General features: G+C 65.4%; 17 protein-coding genes. 3 read left to right on the forward strand and 14 right to left on the reverse strand.

Annotated features, from left to right (window positions below; translation table 11 throughout):
• Window positions 1-7: 7 nt before the first annotated feature.
• Genes ABIE19_RS15420 through ABIE19_RS15435 form a run of 4 tightly spaced genes read right to left on the reverse strand, consistent with a single transcriptional unit; the run spans window position 8 to window position 2,015 of the window.
• Entirely contained in the window at window positions 8-364 is a 357-nt protein-coding gene (locus ABIE19_RS15420; RefSeq protein WP_354090115.1) for a hypothetical protein, read from the reverse strand.
• Between the two features lie 37 nt (window positions 365-401).
• On the reverse strand, window positions 402-635 hold the full coding sequence (locus ABIE19_RS15425; RefSeq protein WP_354090116.1) for a hypothetical protein: 234 nt from the start codon (window positions 633-635) through the stop codon (window positions 402-404).
• An 18-nt stretch (window positions 636-653) separates the two neighbouring features.
• Window positions 654-1,355, reverse strand: a complete 702-nt coding sequence (locus ABIE19_RS15430) for a Crp/Fnr family transcriptional regulator (protein WP_354090117.1) — start codon at window positions 1,353-1,355, stop codon at window positions 654-656.
• Window positions 1,356-1,412: 57 nt separating this feature from the next.
• Complete coding sequence (locus ABIE19_RS15435; protein WP_354090118.1) at window positions 1,413-2,015, reverse strand: Crp/Fnr family transcriptional regulator; 603 nt, start codon at window positions 2,013-2,015, stop codon at window positions 1,413-1,415.
• 318 nt (window positions 2,016-2,333) lie between these two features.
• Here ABIE19_RS15435 and ABIE19_RS15440 point away from each other — a divergent pair, with 318 nt between their 5' ends.
• A complete protein-coding gene (locus ABIE19_RS15440; protein ID WP_354090119.1) occupies window positions 2,334-3,053 on the forward strand; it encodes a Crp/Fnr family transcriptional regulator in 720 nt (239 codons plus the stop codon).
• A gap of 12 nt (window positions 3,054-3,065) precedes the next feature.
• Here the strand turns inward: ABIE19_RS15440 and ABIE19_RS15445 are convergent, their stop codons facing one another.
• From ABIE19_RS15445 to ABIE19_RS15460, 4 genes are all read right to left on the reverse strand, one after another.
• On the reverse strand, window positions 3,066-3,254 hold the full coding sequence (locus ABIE19_RS15445) for a hypothetical protein (RefSeq protein WP_354090120.1): 189 nt from the start codon (window positions 3,252-3,254) through the stop codon (window positions 3,066-3,068).
• Between the two features lie 365 nt (window positions 3,255-3,619).
• A complete protein-coding gene (locus ABIE19_RS15450; RefSeq protein ID WP_354090121.1) occupies window positions 3,620-4,222 on the reverse strand; it encodes a DUF4142 domain-containing protein in 603 nt (200 codons plus the stop codon).
• A gap of 20 nt (window positions 4,223-4,242) precedes the next feature.
• Entirely contained in the window at window positions 4,243-4,482 is a 240-nt protein-coding gene (locus ABIE19_RS15455) for a hypothetical protein (RefSeq protein WP_354090122.1), read from the reverse strand.
• A gap of 47 nt (window positions 4,483-4,529) precedes the next feature.
• Complete coding sequence (locus ABIE19_RS15460; protein ID WP_354090123.1) at window positions 4,530-4,745, reverse strand: hypothetical protein; 216 nt, start codon at window positions 4,743-4,745, stop codon at window positions 4,530-4,532.
• Window positions 4,746-4,892: 147 nt separating this feature from the next.
• Here ABIE19_RS15460 and ABIE19_RS15465 point away from each other — a divergent pair, with 147 nt between their 5' ends.
• On the forward strand, window positions 4,893-5,786 hold the full coding sequence (locus tag ABIE19_RS15465) for an SDR family oxidoreductase (RefSeq protein ID WP_354090124.1): 894 nt from the start codon (window positions 4,893-4,895) through the stop codon (window positions 5,784-5,786).
• A 3-nt stretch (window positions 5,787-5,789) separates the two neighbouring features.
• On the opposite strand, the gene ABIE19_RS15470 is transcribed toward ABIE19_RS15465, so the two are convergent.
• The 3 genes from ABIE19_RS15470 to ABIE19_RS15480 are packed head-to-tail and all read right to left on the reverse strand — an operon-like array spanning window position 5,790 to window position 7,662.
• Window positions 5,790-6,590, reverse strand: a complete 801-nt coding sequence (locus tag ABIE19_RS15470) for a metallophosphoesterase family protein (RefSeq protein WP_354090125.1) — start codon at window positions 6,588-6,590, stop codon at window positions 5,790-5,792.
• Complete coding sequence (locus ABIE19_RS15475) at window positions 6,574-7,353, reverse strand: nucleotidyltransferase family protein (protein WP_354090126.1); 780 nt, start codon at window positions 7,351-7,353, stop codon at window positions 6,574-6,576. The genes ABIE19_RS15470 and ABIE19_RS15475 overlap by 17 nt, the downstream gene beginning before the upstream one ends.
• A gap of 39 nt (window positions 7,354-7,392) precedes the next feature.
• The gene (locus ABIE19_RS15480; RefSeq protein ID WP_354090127.1) at window positions 7,393-7,662 is read right to left on the reverse strand and encodes a hypothetical protein; all 270 of its coding nucleotides are present in this window, start codon (window positions 7,660-7,662) and stop codon (window positions 7,393-7,395) included.
• Window positions 7,663-7,861: 199 nt separating this feature from the next.
• On the opposite strand from ABIE19_RS15480, the gene ligD reads away from it, so the two are divergent.
• On the forward strand, window positions 7,862-10,405 hold the full coding sequence (ligD, locus tag ABIE19_RS15485; protein ID WP_354090128.1) for a DNA ligase D: 2,544 nt from the start codon (window positions 7,862-7,864) through the stop codon (window positions 10,403-10,405).
• Between the two features lie 7 nt (window positions 10,406-10,412).
• Here ligD and ku read toward each other — a convergent pair whose 3' ends face one another.
• From ku to ABIE19_RS15500, 3 genes are all read right to left on the reverse strand, one after another.
• A complete protein-coding gene (ku, locus tag ABIE19_RS15490) occupies window positions 10,413-11,276 on the reverse strand; it encodes a non-homologous end joining protein Ku (protein ID WP_354090129.1) in 864 nt (287 codons plus the stop codon).
• A 61-nt stretch (window positions 11,277-11,337) separates the two neighbouring features.
• Window positions 11,338-11,787, reverse strand: coding sequence for a DUF305 domain-containing protein (locus tag ABIE19_RS15495; protein WP_354090130.1), 450 nt, complete (start codon window positions 11,785-11,787; stop codon window positions 11,338-11,340).
• A gap of 189 nt (window positions 11,788-11,976) precedes the next feature.
• Complete coding sequence (locus ABIE19_RS15500; RefSeq protein ID WP_354090131.1) at window positions 11,977-12,975, reverse strand: DNA topoisomerase IB; 999 nt, start codon at window positions 12,973-12,975, stop codon at window positions 11,977-11,979.
• Window positions 12,976-13,541 lie beyond the last annotated feature (566 nt).

A 13,541-nucleotide genomic window follows, 5' to 3' on the forward strand; every position in this document is an offset into this window, starting at 1 on the left:
TCGTCGATCAAGTCGGCGAATGCTGGTGAAGGGCCAGCTTCCATCCTTCGGGCCGTCGAGCATAGGCTGAACTGACGATGGCCGAATAGGGTTGCCCATCGGCTCGCATCACCTCGGCCTTGTAGCTGATGATCGCCATGTCCTCGACCGGCTGCAGCAGGCTGCGATCCTTCATCGACAGATCACGCCACCGATTTTGAGGCGTGGCCGTCGCCGCGACATCGGCGCGCGAATGCACGCCATGCATTTCTCCGGCCTGCGGAAAGGCGAGCAGGCATCGCACGTCCAGGTGTTTCAGAAAATGGTCTTCACCGGACAGCCAGAAACCTTCCTCGATGTCGAAAAGCTCTGCTTCGAGAGACATGACTCATGCTCCTTGTCAGGGTGGGTTTCTGATGAGGCTACAAGCCGCCTTGTCGGTCTTCGTTCCCGAGGGTGGGCTGGGCGCGAACCTGTTCTTTGCGAAGCGTGGCCACACGCTCTTCGCCCAGAAAGACATGGGCGGCGATGCCGCTGAAGTGGGCTTTCAGAAGCGCCTCCGCCTCCACGACCGCATCCTCGAGAGAGTCCGATACGAGCGGCTCCATATGCGGGACGCCGAAGATGGAAGATTCGATGAAACAGAAGTAGGTCACGCTATTCTCCCCAAATTCCTAGGCGCCGCAGCCGCAAGAGGCGGTGGCCAGGCCGGGCAGGTCCAAGACCTCCACGCGTCCACGTCCGAAGCGGATCAAACCTGCTTCCTGCAATTCTTGAGCGGCGGCGTTGATGCTGGTGCGCTGGACGCCCAGCATGGCGCCCAGACGCGCCTGGGTGAGTTTGAGAGGCGCGCCGTTGGCGCCCCCTTCCAGTCGAACGAGCCATTTCGCCAGACGCTCATTGACCCTGTGCGAAGCATTGCATGCGGCCTCGGACTCGAGCTGGGTCAGGCGCTGCATGGTCTGGAAGGCGACGAACCGCGACAACCAGTCATGGCCTAGGGCCGTTCGCACCGTATGGGCGGGAACGCGAAACAACCGGACGTCTACAAGCGGCCTGGCTTCCGTATCGCCGCAGGAAGATCCCAGGGCGTGACGCCATCCGTGGACGCTACCTGAAGGGATGTGGGACACGCAGACCGTGCTCGACTGGGGAAATAGCCCGAGCACGCCGGATAGAACGAACCAGAGATAGTCGCCTTCGAGGCTGACCTCTTCTGCGGCGAGCAAGTCCACGGGCGCGCCGGTCTGCAAAAGGCTGCGTTGCGCGGCAGGGGGAAGGGCCAGGTAGACGGGATGGTCGCGAACATCGCATCGCCGACGGGGAACGATACGCAGGCGAACGGGCAGAGCTTCGACGGCGGCTTGCGCGGGCATGACGACTCCTTGGGATATCGTCGTGCCACGGAGCAGGCGTTCGGCCACTTACATGGGTTAGTCCCCAGGCAGGCTTTCGTCCGAAACATCTTCGATCACGCTGAGCCCGGCCGCGAGGGCCAGGCCCGGCCGATCCCGCAGGATGGTGCGACCGGCGCGATAGTCGACCAGTCTGTCGCGTCGAAGTTGCTGCAAGGTGCGGTTCATGTGCACGGCGCTGAGGCCCAGGATGTCGGCCAGAACATCCTGGGTGAGGGGGAGGTGCAGAACGCCGGGTTCGGTCGTGCCCAACCGGCTCTGTCGTTCATAAAGCTCAAGCAGAAGGTGGGCGGTTCGTTCGTAGGCGCTGAGCCGGCCGAGCCGAATGACGTGGCGGGCGAGACGCAGGCGTTCGGCCGAGCGCGAGCGACGCCAGGCGTCCAGCATGCGAACGCTCACGTCCCGTCCCTCCATGACGGCGGATCGCAGCGGGGCGGCGTCCAGGGTCACGGCGTCGGTCAGGGCCCAGGCCGCCATGTCCGTGTCTATGGTTTCAGTCGCCAGGATCACGTCGCCCGGCAGGCTCAGACCGACGATCTGGCGACGTCCGTCCTCGAGCATGGCGCCCCGAGCGATCCAGCCGCGGGCCACGACGCGAGCGTCGTCTCGTTCCGGGCACATGGGAACGGCGCCTCCGGGCGTGTGAAGCAGGGAAGGTCCGCGAAAGCCGCTGCGAATACGCAAGGGGTCGCCAGGCGCAAGAGCGCCGAAGCTCGACAACACGCGCTCCAGCGAGGCGGCTGCGACTTCCAGATCGTCTTGATAAGACTGATTCTTCATCCCCCAGACCACAAGCACGGCCCCGGGGGTTTCGTTCTTTACATAGGTTAGTCGAACACGCTTCTGGCACAGCTTGCCGGAAAAGCCGTGGAAACGCTCTTCGTCGCGAGATGGGAACCTTAGCCGTCGTCGAAGGCTTGGGCCTTCATGACGCGCGAATTGAGCCTGCTTCTCGAGAGGAAACTGGAACGGCGGGACGACCTGACGCCGGACGAACGCGAGGCGCTTCGCGAAGTCCTCGCGGGTACGGTTCTGAAGCGGGCGGGCGAGGACATCGTTTCCCAGGACGCCCTGGTCGATTGCTCCAGCCTGGTCGTTGACGGCTTTTGCGCCCGCTACAGGGATCTGGCGGACGGGCGACGGCAGTTCACCCAGATGAATCTGCCGGGGGATTTTATCGACCTGCACGGGTTTGTCCTGAAACGCGTGGACCATGGCGTTCGAGCCCTGACCGATTGCATCGTCGCCATGGCTCCCCATTCACGCTTGAAGGTTCTGACGGCGCGTCATCCGCATCTGACCCGTTTGCTGTGGCTGGAGACCGTGGTCGACGCGGCCATTCACCGCGAGTGGTTGCTGGCGCTGGGTCGGCAAGAGGCTCTGGAGCGAATGGCCTTGCTGCTGTGCGAAATCTATTCCCGGCTGGAGATCGTGGGCCTGGCCCGGGACTTCCGTTTTCGCTTTCCCGTCACCCAGGCTGAGGTGGGGGATTTCCTGGGGATGTCGGCCGTTCACGTGAACCGCACCCTGAAGGTGCTGCGTGAGGCGGGGTGGCTGACCTGGGACGGGGCCGATATTCGGATTTTGATGTGGGACCGCCTCGCAGAGGCGGCGGAGTTCAACCCCGCCTACCTCCGTCTGGAACGGCTACCGATATAGCGGCCGCGAGGGTTAGCCTTGTTGAGCGGTAGCGCAGCGCTCTCGCAGTTGCGCCCAGGTCGCGCGACCTTCCAGGGTGAAGGCGTCGGATTGCGTATAGCCTTCTTTCAGCAGGGCCTTGTGAACATCGCTTGGGATGCGAAATCGGCCTGACGAAGCCAGTTCGAAGGCGCGTTCGATGATCGGCTTTCTCAGAAGCACGGCACTCTCCCTTCATTTACAGGGAAGCCCAGAAGGCCTCGCGACATAGGCCGCGCGGCTGGGCCGCCAGAGGAGAGAGCGTTTCAGGACCGTCGTCGTTCCGGTTGGGTCGGGTAGACGACACAGGCGGCAAGCTGTCCTGGCCTCTGCTCTTGTTCATTTAGACGGTCGGTGCTCGTCAGGCCGTTTCTTGAAAGTGTCTCCGATTTCGCGTGCGTCCGGGCCGTCAGGGCCAGCGCGAGTGCGAGACATACGGCCGACGCGCCGGACGTCTTCTTCCGATGAGGCCGCCTCCGGCTTGCCGCCGGGAGTGGCGGCGTTCTTCCTGCGCCCTTCCGATTGCTTCGGGTCCATGAACTGTCTCCTCAGGCGCCGAGGCTGGTCTGCAACTGCTTGGCGCGTTGCAGATGGGTTTCGATCTTGGGCGTGACGGTTCGTGCGTGTTCGGCCAGGGCCGGCACATCGGCCTTGTCCGAGAACCCGCGTTGGAGAGTCAGAGCTTCTTCATGAGCGGCGACCTGTTGATCGACATAGACCTTGTCGAAATCGGCGGCCGAGGCGGACCGCAGGTTGTCTATCAGCCCCTGGCGACGCTGATCCAGGGTGGTGGGCAGGGCCACGTCCGGTGCGGCCTGGAGCGCCGCAGCGGCCAAGGCGGAACTGGCTGCGGCATGATCCGTCTTGATCATCTGAGCCAGCGTCTTGACCTGGGCGTTCTTCGAGCGCTCCAGGGCGATGTCTGCAGCCTGGATCTCATACATGTCGCCCATGGCGGCGTTGGGGACATAGGCGCTGACCATATTGGCGCCCATGGTCGCCGCGGAGGTTTGACCGACGGGCGCGGATACGGCGTCTTGAACCTTGTCGACGGCCTCCGAGCCCTGTTGCTGCTGGCAGGCGACAAGCGCGAACAGGAGGGCGGGAGCGGCCACGGCGAGTACGGGGGTGAGAGCGGGGCGTTTCATCATTCATTCCTTTCGTGGCGTGATCAGGTTTTCGCGGCCATGCCGGGCGTGGCTTCGCTCGCCTCTTCCGCCTGGGTTCGAGGCGGCGGGGCGTCCGCGCGCTGCAGGCCGTCGTCGGGCGACTGGCGGATGGACAGGATGGCCTCATGCGTCCGCATCAGCGTCGCCGCGGCGTCGGCGGCTTGAACATCTGTCGGCGACGCGACCCTCAGTCTGCGTTGAGGGCCCTCGTCGCCGCCTACCAGCACTTCGTAGAATTTCATGGTCGAGACTCCTTTGATCGAGGTGAGAGCGGATATCGTCGCCGGTCTCACATGGCGCGTTCCAGCGGCGCTTCTCCGCCGGTCATTTGCGGATCGGGGACCTTCTGCTCCGTGCGAAGGAAGCCTGTCGCCGCCGTGGCCAGATAGACGAGGAGCAGAAGAGCCAGGATCGCGCCCACGACGGCCAGAAGCCGGCGAGGCCAGGTCAGGATGGCGGGTCTGTTCCGGTCTCTTGAGAACCGGGCGGCGTCTGGGCGAACCATGGCGGCTTCCTTCCTCTTCAGAGACAAGCGGAGGGGATTGAAGGCGTTCCATACGGCCCCGGTCGTTGATGGAGGCGCGGATTCTGGGAACGGCTCTCGACAGGGCGGCTTAGGGAAGCATGCCTTCAGCCGTTCAGAGGACGTCCGATGCCCGACCGTTTGACGATGCAGGATCCCCGCAGCCAATACCCGCGCCCGCCGTTCCCTCGCCAGCCCCAGGCTGCTCCTGGCCTTGTCGCCCGTATGGAGCCAGAGCCTGATCACGGCGAAACCTCCTATCGCGGCGCCGGCAGGTTGAAGGGGCGGCGAGCCCTGATCACGGGCGCCGACTCCGGCATCGGCCGCGCCGTAGCCATCGCCTTCGCCCGGGAAGGCGCCGATGTCGCCGTCGCCTATCTGCCGTCGGAGGAGGCGGATGCACGAGAGGTGACGACCCTGATCGAGGCAGAAGGGGGCAAGGCCCTGGCCCTGCCTGGGGATGTGCGGGAAGAGGCGTGGAACGCCGCCATGGTGCAGCGAACGATCGAAACCTTCGGCGGGTTGGACATCCTGGTCGTCAATGCGGGCCGGCAGCAGTTTCGGGAAGAGGTCTCCGACCTCTCCACGGCCGACTTCGACGCCACGATGAAGACCAATCTCTACGCCCTGCACTGGCTGTGTCAGGCGGCGGCGCCGCACTTGCCGCCGGGGGCGTCCGTCATCACCACGGCCTCCATCCAAGCCTATGAGCCGTCGGACATCCTGCTGGACTACGCCACGACGAAGGGCGGGATCGTCACCTACACCAAGGCCCTGGCCAAGCAGTTGATCGAAAAGGGCGTGCGGGTGAACGCGGTGGCGCCGGGGCCCTTCTGGACGGTGTTGCAACCCAGCGGTGGTCAACCCCAGGAGAAGGTCGAGAAATTCGGCGCTCACAGCGCCTTCGGCCGACCGGGGCAGCCGGTCGAGATCGCGCCAGTCTATGTCCTCTTGGCGTCGCAGGAAGCCAGCTTCGTGACCGGCGAGGTCTGGGGCGTCACGGGCGGAGCCGGGATCGCCTAGGTTCTAGACTTCGAATACGCGATAGGGCGTGTCGCCCAAGGTGCGCAGGACGGGCAGGGCGACGTTGTAGACGGGGACGCCGCGCGCCGTGCGGCCTTCGGGAGCGCCGCGGTGGGCGTGGCCGTGGACGACCAGCTTGACGTTCTCGTAGCGGTCGACCACCTCGCCCAGCCGCGAGGAGCCCAGGAAGGGGTGAATCTCGGGCGGCTCGCCGACCACGGTGTCGACGACGGGGGAGTAGTGCAGCAGCACGACGCTGCGCTCGGTGCGCAGAGTGCGGATGGAGTTCTCGATCAGATTGGCGTCCTCGACCGCCTCCTTGACGAAATGCTTGATCGACGCCTCGCCGAACGGGCTGAGCATGTAGCGGCCGAAACCGCCGACGAAGCCCTTGCCGCCGGCGAAGCCGACTCCTTCGATTTCATAGGCCTCGCCGGTCAGCATCTTGACGCCGGCGTCGGACAGTAGTCGTGCGACCTCCTCGGGCTGACCGCATTCGTGCTCGTGATTGCCCAGGACTCCGACCATGGGGATACGGCAGGCGCGCAGATCCTCCAGCAGGTTCTCGACCTCGACGGTCTTGCCGAAGTTGACCAGGTCGCCGCACAGGCACAGCACGTCGGCGTCCTGATCCACCCGGTCGAACAGGTCGCGATAGGCGCGCTGCGAGGTCTCGCCGACATGCAGGTCGCCGACAGCGGCGACGCGCAGCTTCTTGCCCGGCCCAGCCTCCATGCCCGGTTGGGGCGTCTGGCCTTCGGCCGGAACAGAAGGATCAGGCGACGTTTCAGGCGACGGGGTCATGACGTTCCTCCAGGCCCTTGCCCACCACGTCGCCGAAGCCCCATTCGGAGATGTCGGCGATGTAGTCGCGCGGGCTGAACAGGCGGCCGCGGCAGACCTTCACGCGCGGGGCTGGAAGATCGACCTGGGCTTGAAGACGGCCGATCAGCTCCGTCATCAGCCAGGCGGGCACGAGACCCCGCTCGGTAGGATAGGCGAAGCGGAAGTTGAGCAGGTGCGCCATCAGCACCTCCCAATAGAGGTCCATCTGGTCCAGCAGCGACTTCCAGTCGATGGCGTCGGCCTGCTTCAGGATGACGTGGTTCACGTCGGCGCCGTCGTAGCGATAGCGGTCCTGGATGAAGGCCTTGGACAGGATCAGGGCCGTGGGCGGGGTGATCGTCACCTCGTGCCCATAGACGGTGATGCGGTCGGCGCCGAACCAGCTGTCAGACACGGCGATGGTCCCGTTCGACATGGCGAAGATGACGTCGAAGAAGTGCTTGTCGTCCTTCCAGACCTTGGCGATCCAGCGTTCGTCCTCGACGTCGGTGCGATAGCCGCGCGCCTGGAAGAAGGCCAGGATGCGGGGATAGTCGCCGGGTTTGCAGAAGACGTCCAAGTCCTTGGTCGGACGGCGGATGCCGGTATAGGCGGTGACGGCGTAGGTGCCCGACAACAGAAAGGGCACGCCGGAATCTTTCAGCAGGCCCAGGCTTTCCTCATAGAAGGCCTGCGCCTCCGGCGGCGGTTCGAAGGCGGGATCGGCGACCGTATCGGACATGGAGGGCGAGCTTCCTGGGAGGCGGCCTGGAGGGGTGGGTCAGTTCGTCGGGACCGCTGGCGGCGGGGTGGGAGGCGGCACGTTGGAGGCGGGGGTCTGGGGCGCCTGGAACTCGGCGACATCGCCCTTCTGGGGGGCGGAATCGACAGAGGCGAAAGGTCGGGCCCACATCACCCATACCGCCGCGAAGCCAATGATCGTCAGGACGAGAGCGATCACCATTTCGGCGGACAATCGCCGTCCGCCGCGTCCCTGACGCGCATCTTCGGTTTCGATGGTCTGTTCTTCGTGAGGAAGGTCTTCGGGCATGGTGTTTCTCCTTGGTTGCGCGTGGTCGTCCGACCCCGGCTTTGTGGGAGCGTGAATTCAACGACGCCGGTTCGGCGGGGTTCCAGACGACTTCGGAGGGAGCCGAAGCGATGAGGAGGCGTTTCAAGCAGGGTTCATCGACCGTGGTCATGAGATCGGCGCTGCGGTCGGCTTTGGATTTTGGAAGCCGGAGGGAACGATGGCCGACAAGCTGGCGCCCTATCGCGCGAAACGGGATTTCCGGCGTACCGCCGAACCGCGCGGGGCGATCGGCCCCAAGGCGGGCGAGGGTTGGGCGGGCGAGGGCGGCTCCTATCTGATCCAGCGCCATGCCGCGACGCGGCTGCACTACGACTTCCGCATCGAACACGACGGGGGGCTGAAATCCTGGGCCGTGACCAAGGCGCCGTCGCGCGATCCGGCGGTGAAGCGGCTGGCGGTCGAGGTGGAGGACCATCCGCTGGCCTATGGGACGTTTGAGGGGACCATCCCCAAGGGCGACTACGGCGGCGGCACGGTGCAGATGTGGGACCGCGGATCGTGGAAACCGCAGGAGCCGGACGTGGATGCGGCGCTGAAGCGCGGCTCCCTGAAGATGACCCTGCATGGCGAACGGCTTTCGGGCGGCTGGGCCCTGGTGCGGCTGAAGTCGGATCGAGGGAAGCCGTCCAAGCGCGCCAACTGGCTGCTGATCAAGGAGAAGGACGAGCACGCCGTGCCGGGCGAGGGCGACGCCAACATGGAGATCGACGCCTCCGTCGCCACCGGCCGTACCCTGGCCCAGATCGCGGAAGGTGCGACAGAAAGCGCGTCGAACGGCGGAACGAAGGCCGGACGCAAAATGACGAAGGCGCCGAAGCCGACGGCGCGCAAGAAGGCCGGCGGTCCCCACGCCTTCCTACCTATTCAGCTTTGCAAGACGGTTGATCATCCGCCCAGCGGTTCCGGTTGGGTGCACGAGATCAAGTTCGACGGCTATCGCATTCAGATCGCCTCGGGTGACGGCGAGGCGCGGCTCTATACGCGCAAGGGGCTGGACTGGACCGACCGCTTTCCGGAACTGGCAAGGGACGCCGCCTCCTGGCCGGAGGGCGTGATGGACGGCGAGGTCTGCGCCCTGAACGCGGAGGGCGCGCCGGATTTCTCGGCCTTGCAGATGGCGCTGTCCGAGGGCGAGACCGGCAGGCTGGCCTATTTCGCCTTCGACCTTCTGATGGAAGGGGCGACGGACCTGCGCGACCTGGACCTGGCCCGGCGCAAGGCGCGGCTGCAGGCCCAGGTGGACCGGGTCCCGGCCAGGGCGCGCATGCGGCTGAGATACGTCGATCATTTCGGCGCCTCGGGCCAGGCGGTGCTGGAGAGCGCCTGTCGCATGGACCTGGAGGGGGTGATCTCCAAACAGCTGGACGCCCCCTATCGCGGCGGGCGCTCGGCGGCCTGGGTCAAGTCGAAATGCCGGGGACGGGACGAGGTGGTCATCGGTGGCTGGTCGTCCCAGGACGGGCGGTTCCGGTCGCTGCTGGTCGGGACCATGAAGGCGGGAAGACTGAGATACATGGGCCGGGTCGGCACGGGCTTTTCCGGCGCCCTGCTGAAGACCTTGCTGCCGGCGCTGGAGGGGGCGGCGGCCAAGACCTCGCCGTTCGAAGGCGAGGGGGCGCCGTCGGCGCGCGGGGTCCATTGGCTGAAGCCGACGCTGATCGCCGAGGTCGAGCACGGCGGCTATACCGAGGCGGGCGCGCTGCGCCAGGCGGCGTTCAAGGGCCTGCGCGAGGACAAGACGGCGCGCGAGGTGACGTCCGCGCCGCAACCGCCGTCGAAGATCGTGTCCGGCGCGAAGGGCGGACGGACCGTGGTGGCGGGCGTGACCCTGTCCAACCCCGACAAGATCCTGTGGCCCGCGACGGATGGGGCGCCCGCCGTGACCAAGGGGGAACTGGCGTCGTATTACGAGGCGGCGGCGGCGCGCATCCTGCCCCATGTCGCCGATCGTCCGCTGTCGATCATCCGCGCACCGGACGGGATCGAAGGTCAGACCTTTTTCCAACGGCACGCTGCGCCCGGCGCCGGACCCCGGCTGAAGCTGTTCGAGATCGGCGAGGGCAAGCCCTATGTCGGAGTGACGGACGTCGGCGGCCTGATCGCCCTGGGCCAGTCCGGCGCGCTGGAACTGCATCCGTGGGGTTGCCGGCCGGGTGATCCGGAGACGCCGGACCAGGTGACGTTCGACCTCGATCCCGACACGGCGTTGGACTTCGGCGCGGTGGTCGAGGCCGCTCACGCCGTCCGAGCGCGGCTAGAGGACCTGGGCCTGACGCCCTTCGTCAAGACCACGGGCGGCAAGGGGCTGCATGTCGTGGCGCCGATCCGGTCGGACGGCCGCAGCCGTGTCGATTGGGATCAGTGCAAGGCCTTCGCCAAGGCGGGGGCCGAAGCCATGCGCAGGGCCGAGCCTGACCGCTTCACCACCACCCTGGCCAAGAAGGCGCGCGGCGGAAAGATCTTCATCGACTATCTGCGCAACGGGCGGATGGCCACGGCGGTTGCGCCCTGGTCGCCGCGCGCCAGGCCCGGCGCGGGCCTGGCCATGCCGATTGCCTGGGACCAGGCGAACGCGTCCTTGGACCCCAGGGCCTTCACCCTGCACGACGCCGCGCGGCTGCTGGACGGTCCCGATCCGTGGGCCGATTTCCGCAAGGCCGAGGCCAGCCTGCGGCCGGCGCTGAAGACGCTGAAGCTGTAAGCCGGCGCTAGGCCGCCTTGCCGGTCGAGGCCTTCTTGCGGGCGGCGGGCTTCGCGGTCTTTCCGGGCACGGACTTCTTCTTGGCGGCGGGCGAGGCGGTTCCCTTCAGGCTGTTGCGCAGGGCCGCCATCAGGTCGATGACATTGGTGTCGTCCGGTTCGGGCGCGGCCACCAGGCCCTTGCCGCCCTTCTGCTTGGACTTGATCATCGCGCGCAGGGCGTCGTCATAGCGGTCGACGAACTCCGATGGATCGAAGGGGGCCTCCTTCTGGGCGATGATGCGACCGGCGATCTCGACCATGTCCTTGTCGGCCTTCACGGCGGGAATGTCGTCGAAATAGTCGTCGGCGGCGCGGACCTCGTCGTGGGACCGAAGGGACCAGGCGATCAGCCCCTTGTCTCGAACCTCCAGCGCCAGCTGCCGCTCGCGCCCGCGCAGGACCAGACTGCCGATGGCGACCTTGCCGGCCGACTTCATGGCGTCGCGGATGACAACGAAGGCTTCCACTCCGACGCCCTTCTCCGGCACGACGTAGAAGGGCGCGTCCCAGTAGAGACGGTCGATGTCCGCGACGTCCACAAAGCGGTCGATGCCGATGGTGCGTGTGCTGTCCAGGCGGACCTTGTCGAAATCGGCCTCGGTGAACAGGACGTATTCGTCCTTGGACACCTCGTATCCCTTGATCAGGTCGGCGCGCTCCACTGGCCCGACGTCCGGATCGGTCGGCACCATGCGGATGCGATTATGGGTGTCCGGATTGATCAGGTGGAAGCTGACGTGGGCGCTGGCTGTCGTGGCGGTGTAGAGTGCGACGGGGCAGGTCACGAGAGACAGCTTCAGATGTCCCTGCCACAGGGGGCGTCCTGGCATGGCGATCTCCTTGTCGTTCCCTGTTCCAACGCTCGGGCCGTGCGGCCGTTTCGCGATAGGCTTAGAGGCGCGCCAAAATGGTCTCCATCTGCGCGATCTCTTTCTTCTGGGCTTCGATGATGCCGTCGCACAGCCGAATGAGCTCAGGATCGCTCAGCTTGGCTTGGTCGCACATCAGGACCGCGCCCGAATGATGAGGGATCATCGCGCGGATCAACTCCTTGTCGCCAATACCGGCCTGGGTTCGCATGCCCCAGAAGGAGAGGCCGAAGACCGCGACCACAAGCACGGCGATCGGCAGATTGGTGCACCGTGAAGGATACATGGACGGCATGGTCGCCACCATGAGCAGCGTCATGGGCGCCGCCATCATCAGGGTCATGTAGACGTTGTCGAGGTTCAGCCGGAAATGATCGAGCGTCGCAATCATCGCGTACATGACGAGGTACATGATGATGAAATGCAGAACAAAGCTGATCGCCAGCATCCGGTAGCTGCTGGAATGGGTCATGGGGCGTCTCCATGCGAAAGGCTGCATAGAGAAGGCGAGGAGCCATGGGCCGTTCCAACGGATCTGAGGCTCTGATCTGCGAGACCCGCAGAATGTCCGTCCCTGGATGGCGCCTCAACCACAACCGGCTCTGCCAGCAGGAGGAGGCGGCGGAATACGGCCAGGGTCTGGAAGCTTGGGCTAAGCGATCTAGTTCAGGAGGCGCGCAAGGACAGGCTCGAAACTCTGGGCGTCCTGACCTGGCAGCAGGTCGGCTATCTCGCCTGTCTCATAGAGCGCGATCACCCGCGGATGGACATAGGAGGCCCGGCAGACCGTCGGCGTGTTTCCGAGGCTGCGGGACACCGCCTTCATGCAGGCTGAGACATGGCGACGGGCGTCGGTTGGCGATGTCGGCGGCGCCATCTCGCGGAAGGTCCGCGCTGCGGATGCGGTCGCGGCCCAGGTCCGGAAGTCCTTGGCGGAGAACTGAGCGCCCATGGCCCGGCGGATGTAGGCGTTCACGTCGTCCGAACTGATCGAGCAAAGATCGCCCTCGGCGTCGCGATACTTGAACAGATGCTGGCCCGGCAGGCCCTCCAGCCCGCGCAGCACCCGGGCCAGGCGTTGATCGCTGACCTTGACCCGATGCGCCTTGCCGCTCTTGCCACGAAACTCGAAGGTCAGGACTGAGCCGTCGATCTCCAGGTGGCGCTTGCGCAGGGTTGTCAAGCCGAAGCTGCGGTTCTGGCGCGCGTAGGTCGCGTTGCCCACCCGGATCAGGGTGATCTCCAGCAGACGCACCGCCGTGGCCAGGACCTTGTCCTTGCGAGGGCCGCGCAGCGAAAGGTCCCGCTCAACCTGCTCATGCAGGCGGGGCAGGCGACGGGCGAAATCGGGAAGCCGTTCGAACTTGTCGGAGGCGGCTCTGGCCGTCCAGTCAGGATGATAGCGGTACTGCTTACGACCGCGGGCGTCTCGTCCTGTCGCCTGGATATGACCGCGCGGGTCAGGGCAGATCCACACCTCTTCCCAGGCGGGCGGTATGACCAAGGCGCGGATTCGGTCGAGAACAGTCCGCTTGCGGATCAGGCGACCCTCCGGATCGCGATAACAGAAGCCTCGGCCGCTTCGGCGGCGGATCAGGCCGGGGCCGTCATCGCTGGACCAAGCCAGCCCGTCGGAATCTGCCGCTTCTGTCGCCTTCATCAACATCGTCAAGGCCCTCGCTCGGTCGAGGCCTAGGCAACGCCGTTGATGCGACTTCGGCTCCCAAGGGCTTGTCGCATGACTTTCTCGGAATGCCGGATCTCCGGCGCCGATGGCTCTATGGGGCGACAGCGGACCTAGAGTCTTAAGCCGACTGAATGTCTGCTTGTCATCTGGAGATCGATGTTCACTCCTAGCGCAGAGCCGCACTTGCTGACGGGGCGCGACTGAAAGTCCGTACTGGGCGTACGAACGGCTCTGAAACGGCACGGTGCAGGGAGATCAAGGAGAGCTGAGCCTGATGGGAGGTGTTTCTTGAGATTGTAAACACTTGGTCAACGACTGCTGTTCGATAGGCGTGGATGAAATGCATGCGGACTCGTGTTCGCATCGGGGGATTATCCATGCTGACGATGCTTCTGGCCGCTTGCCGTGCGCCAAATCTTGCGTGTGAACCGATCAGGGCGGTCGGACTGAAGCTGCAGGGGCTGTGGCTTGCGGCGGCATGGCTGGCGATGTCTGCACGGCGGGCGCGCCTCAAAGCCTTTGCCGCGCTGTTTGCAGTC

The sequence above is a fragment of the Brevundimonas faecalis genome (assembly GCF_040549405.1).
Classification (GTDB): Bacteria; Pseudomonadota; Alphaproteobacteria; order Caulobacterales; family Caulobacteraceae; genus Brevundimonas; species Brevundimonas faecalis.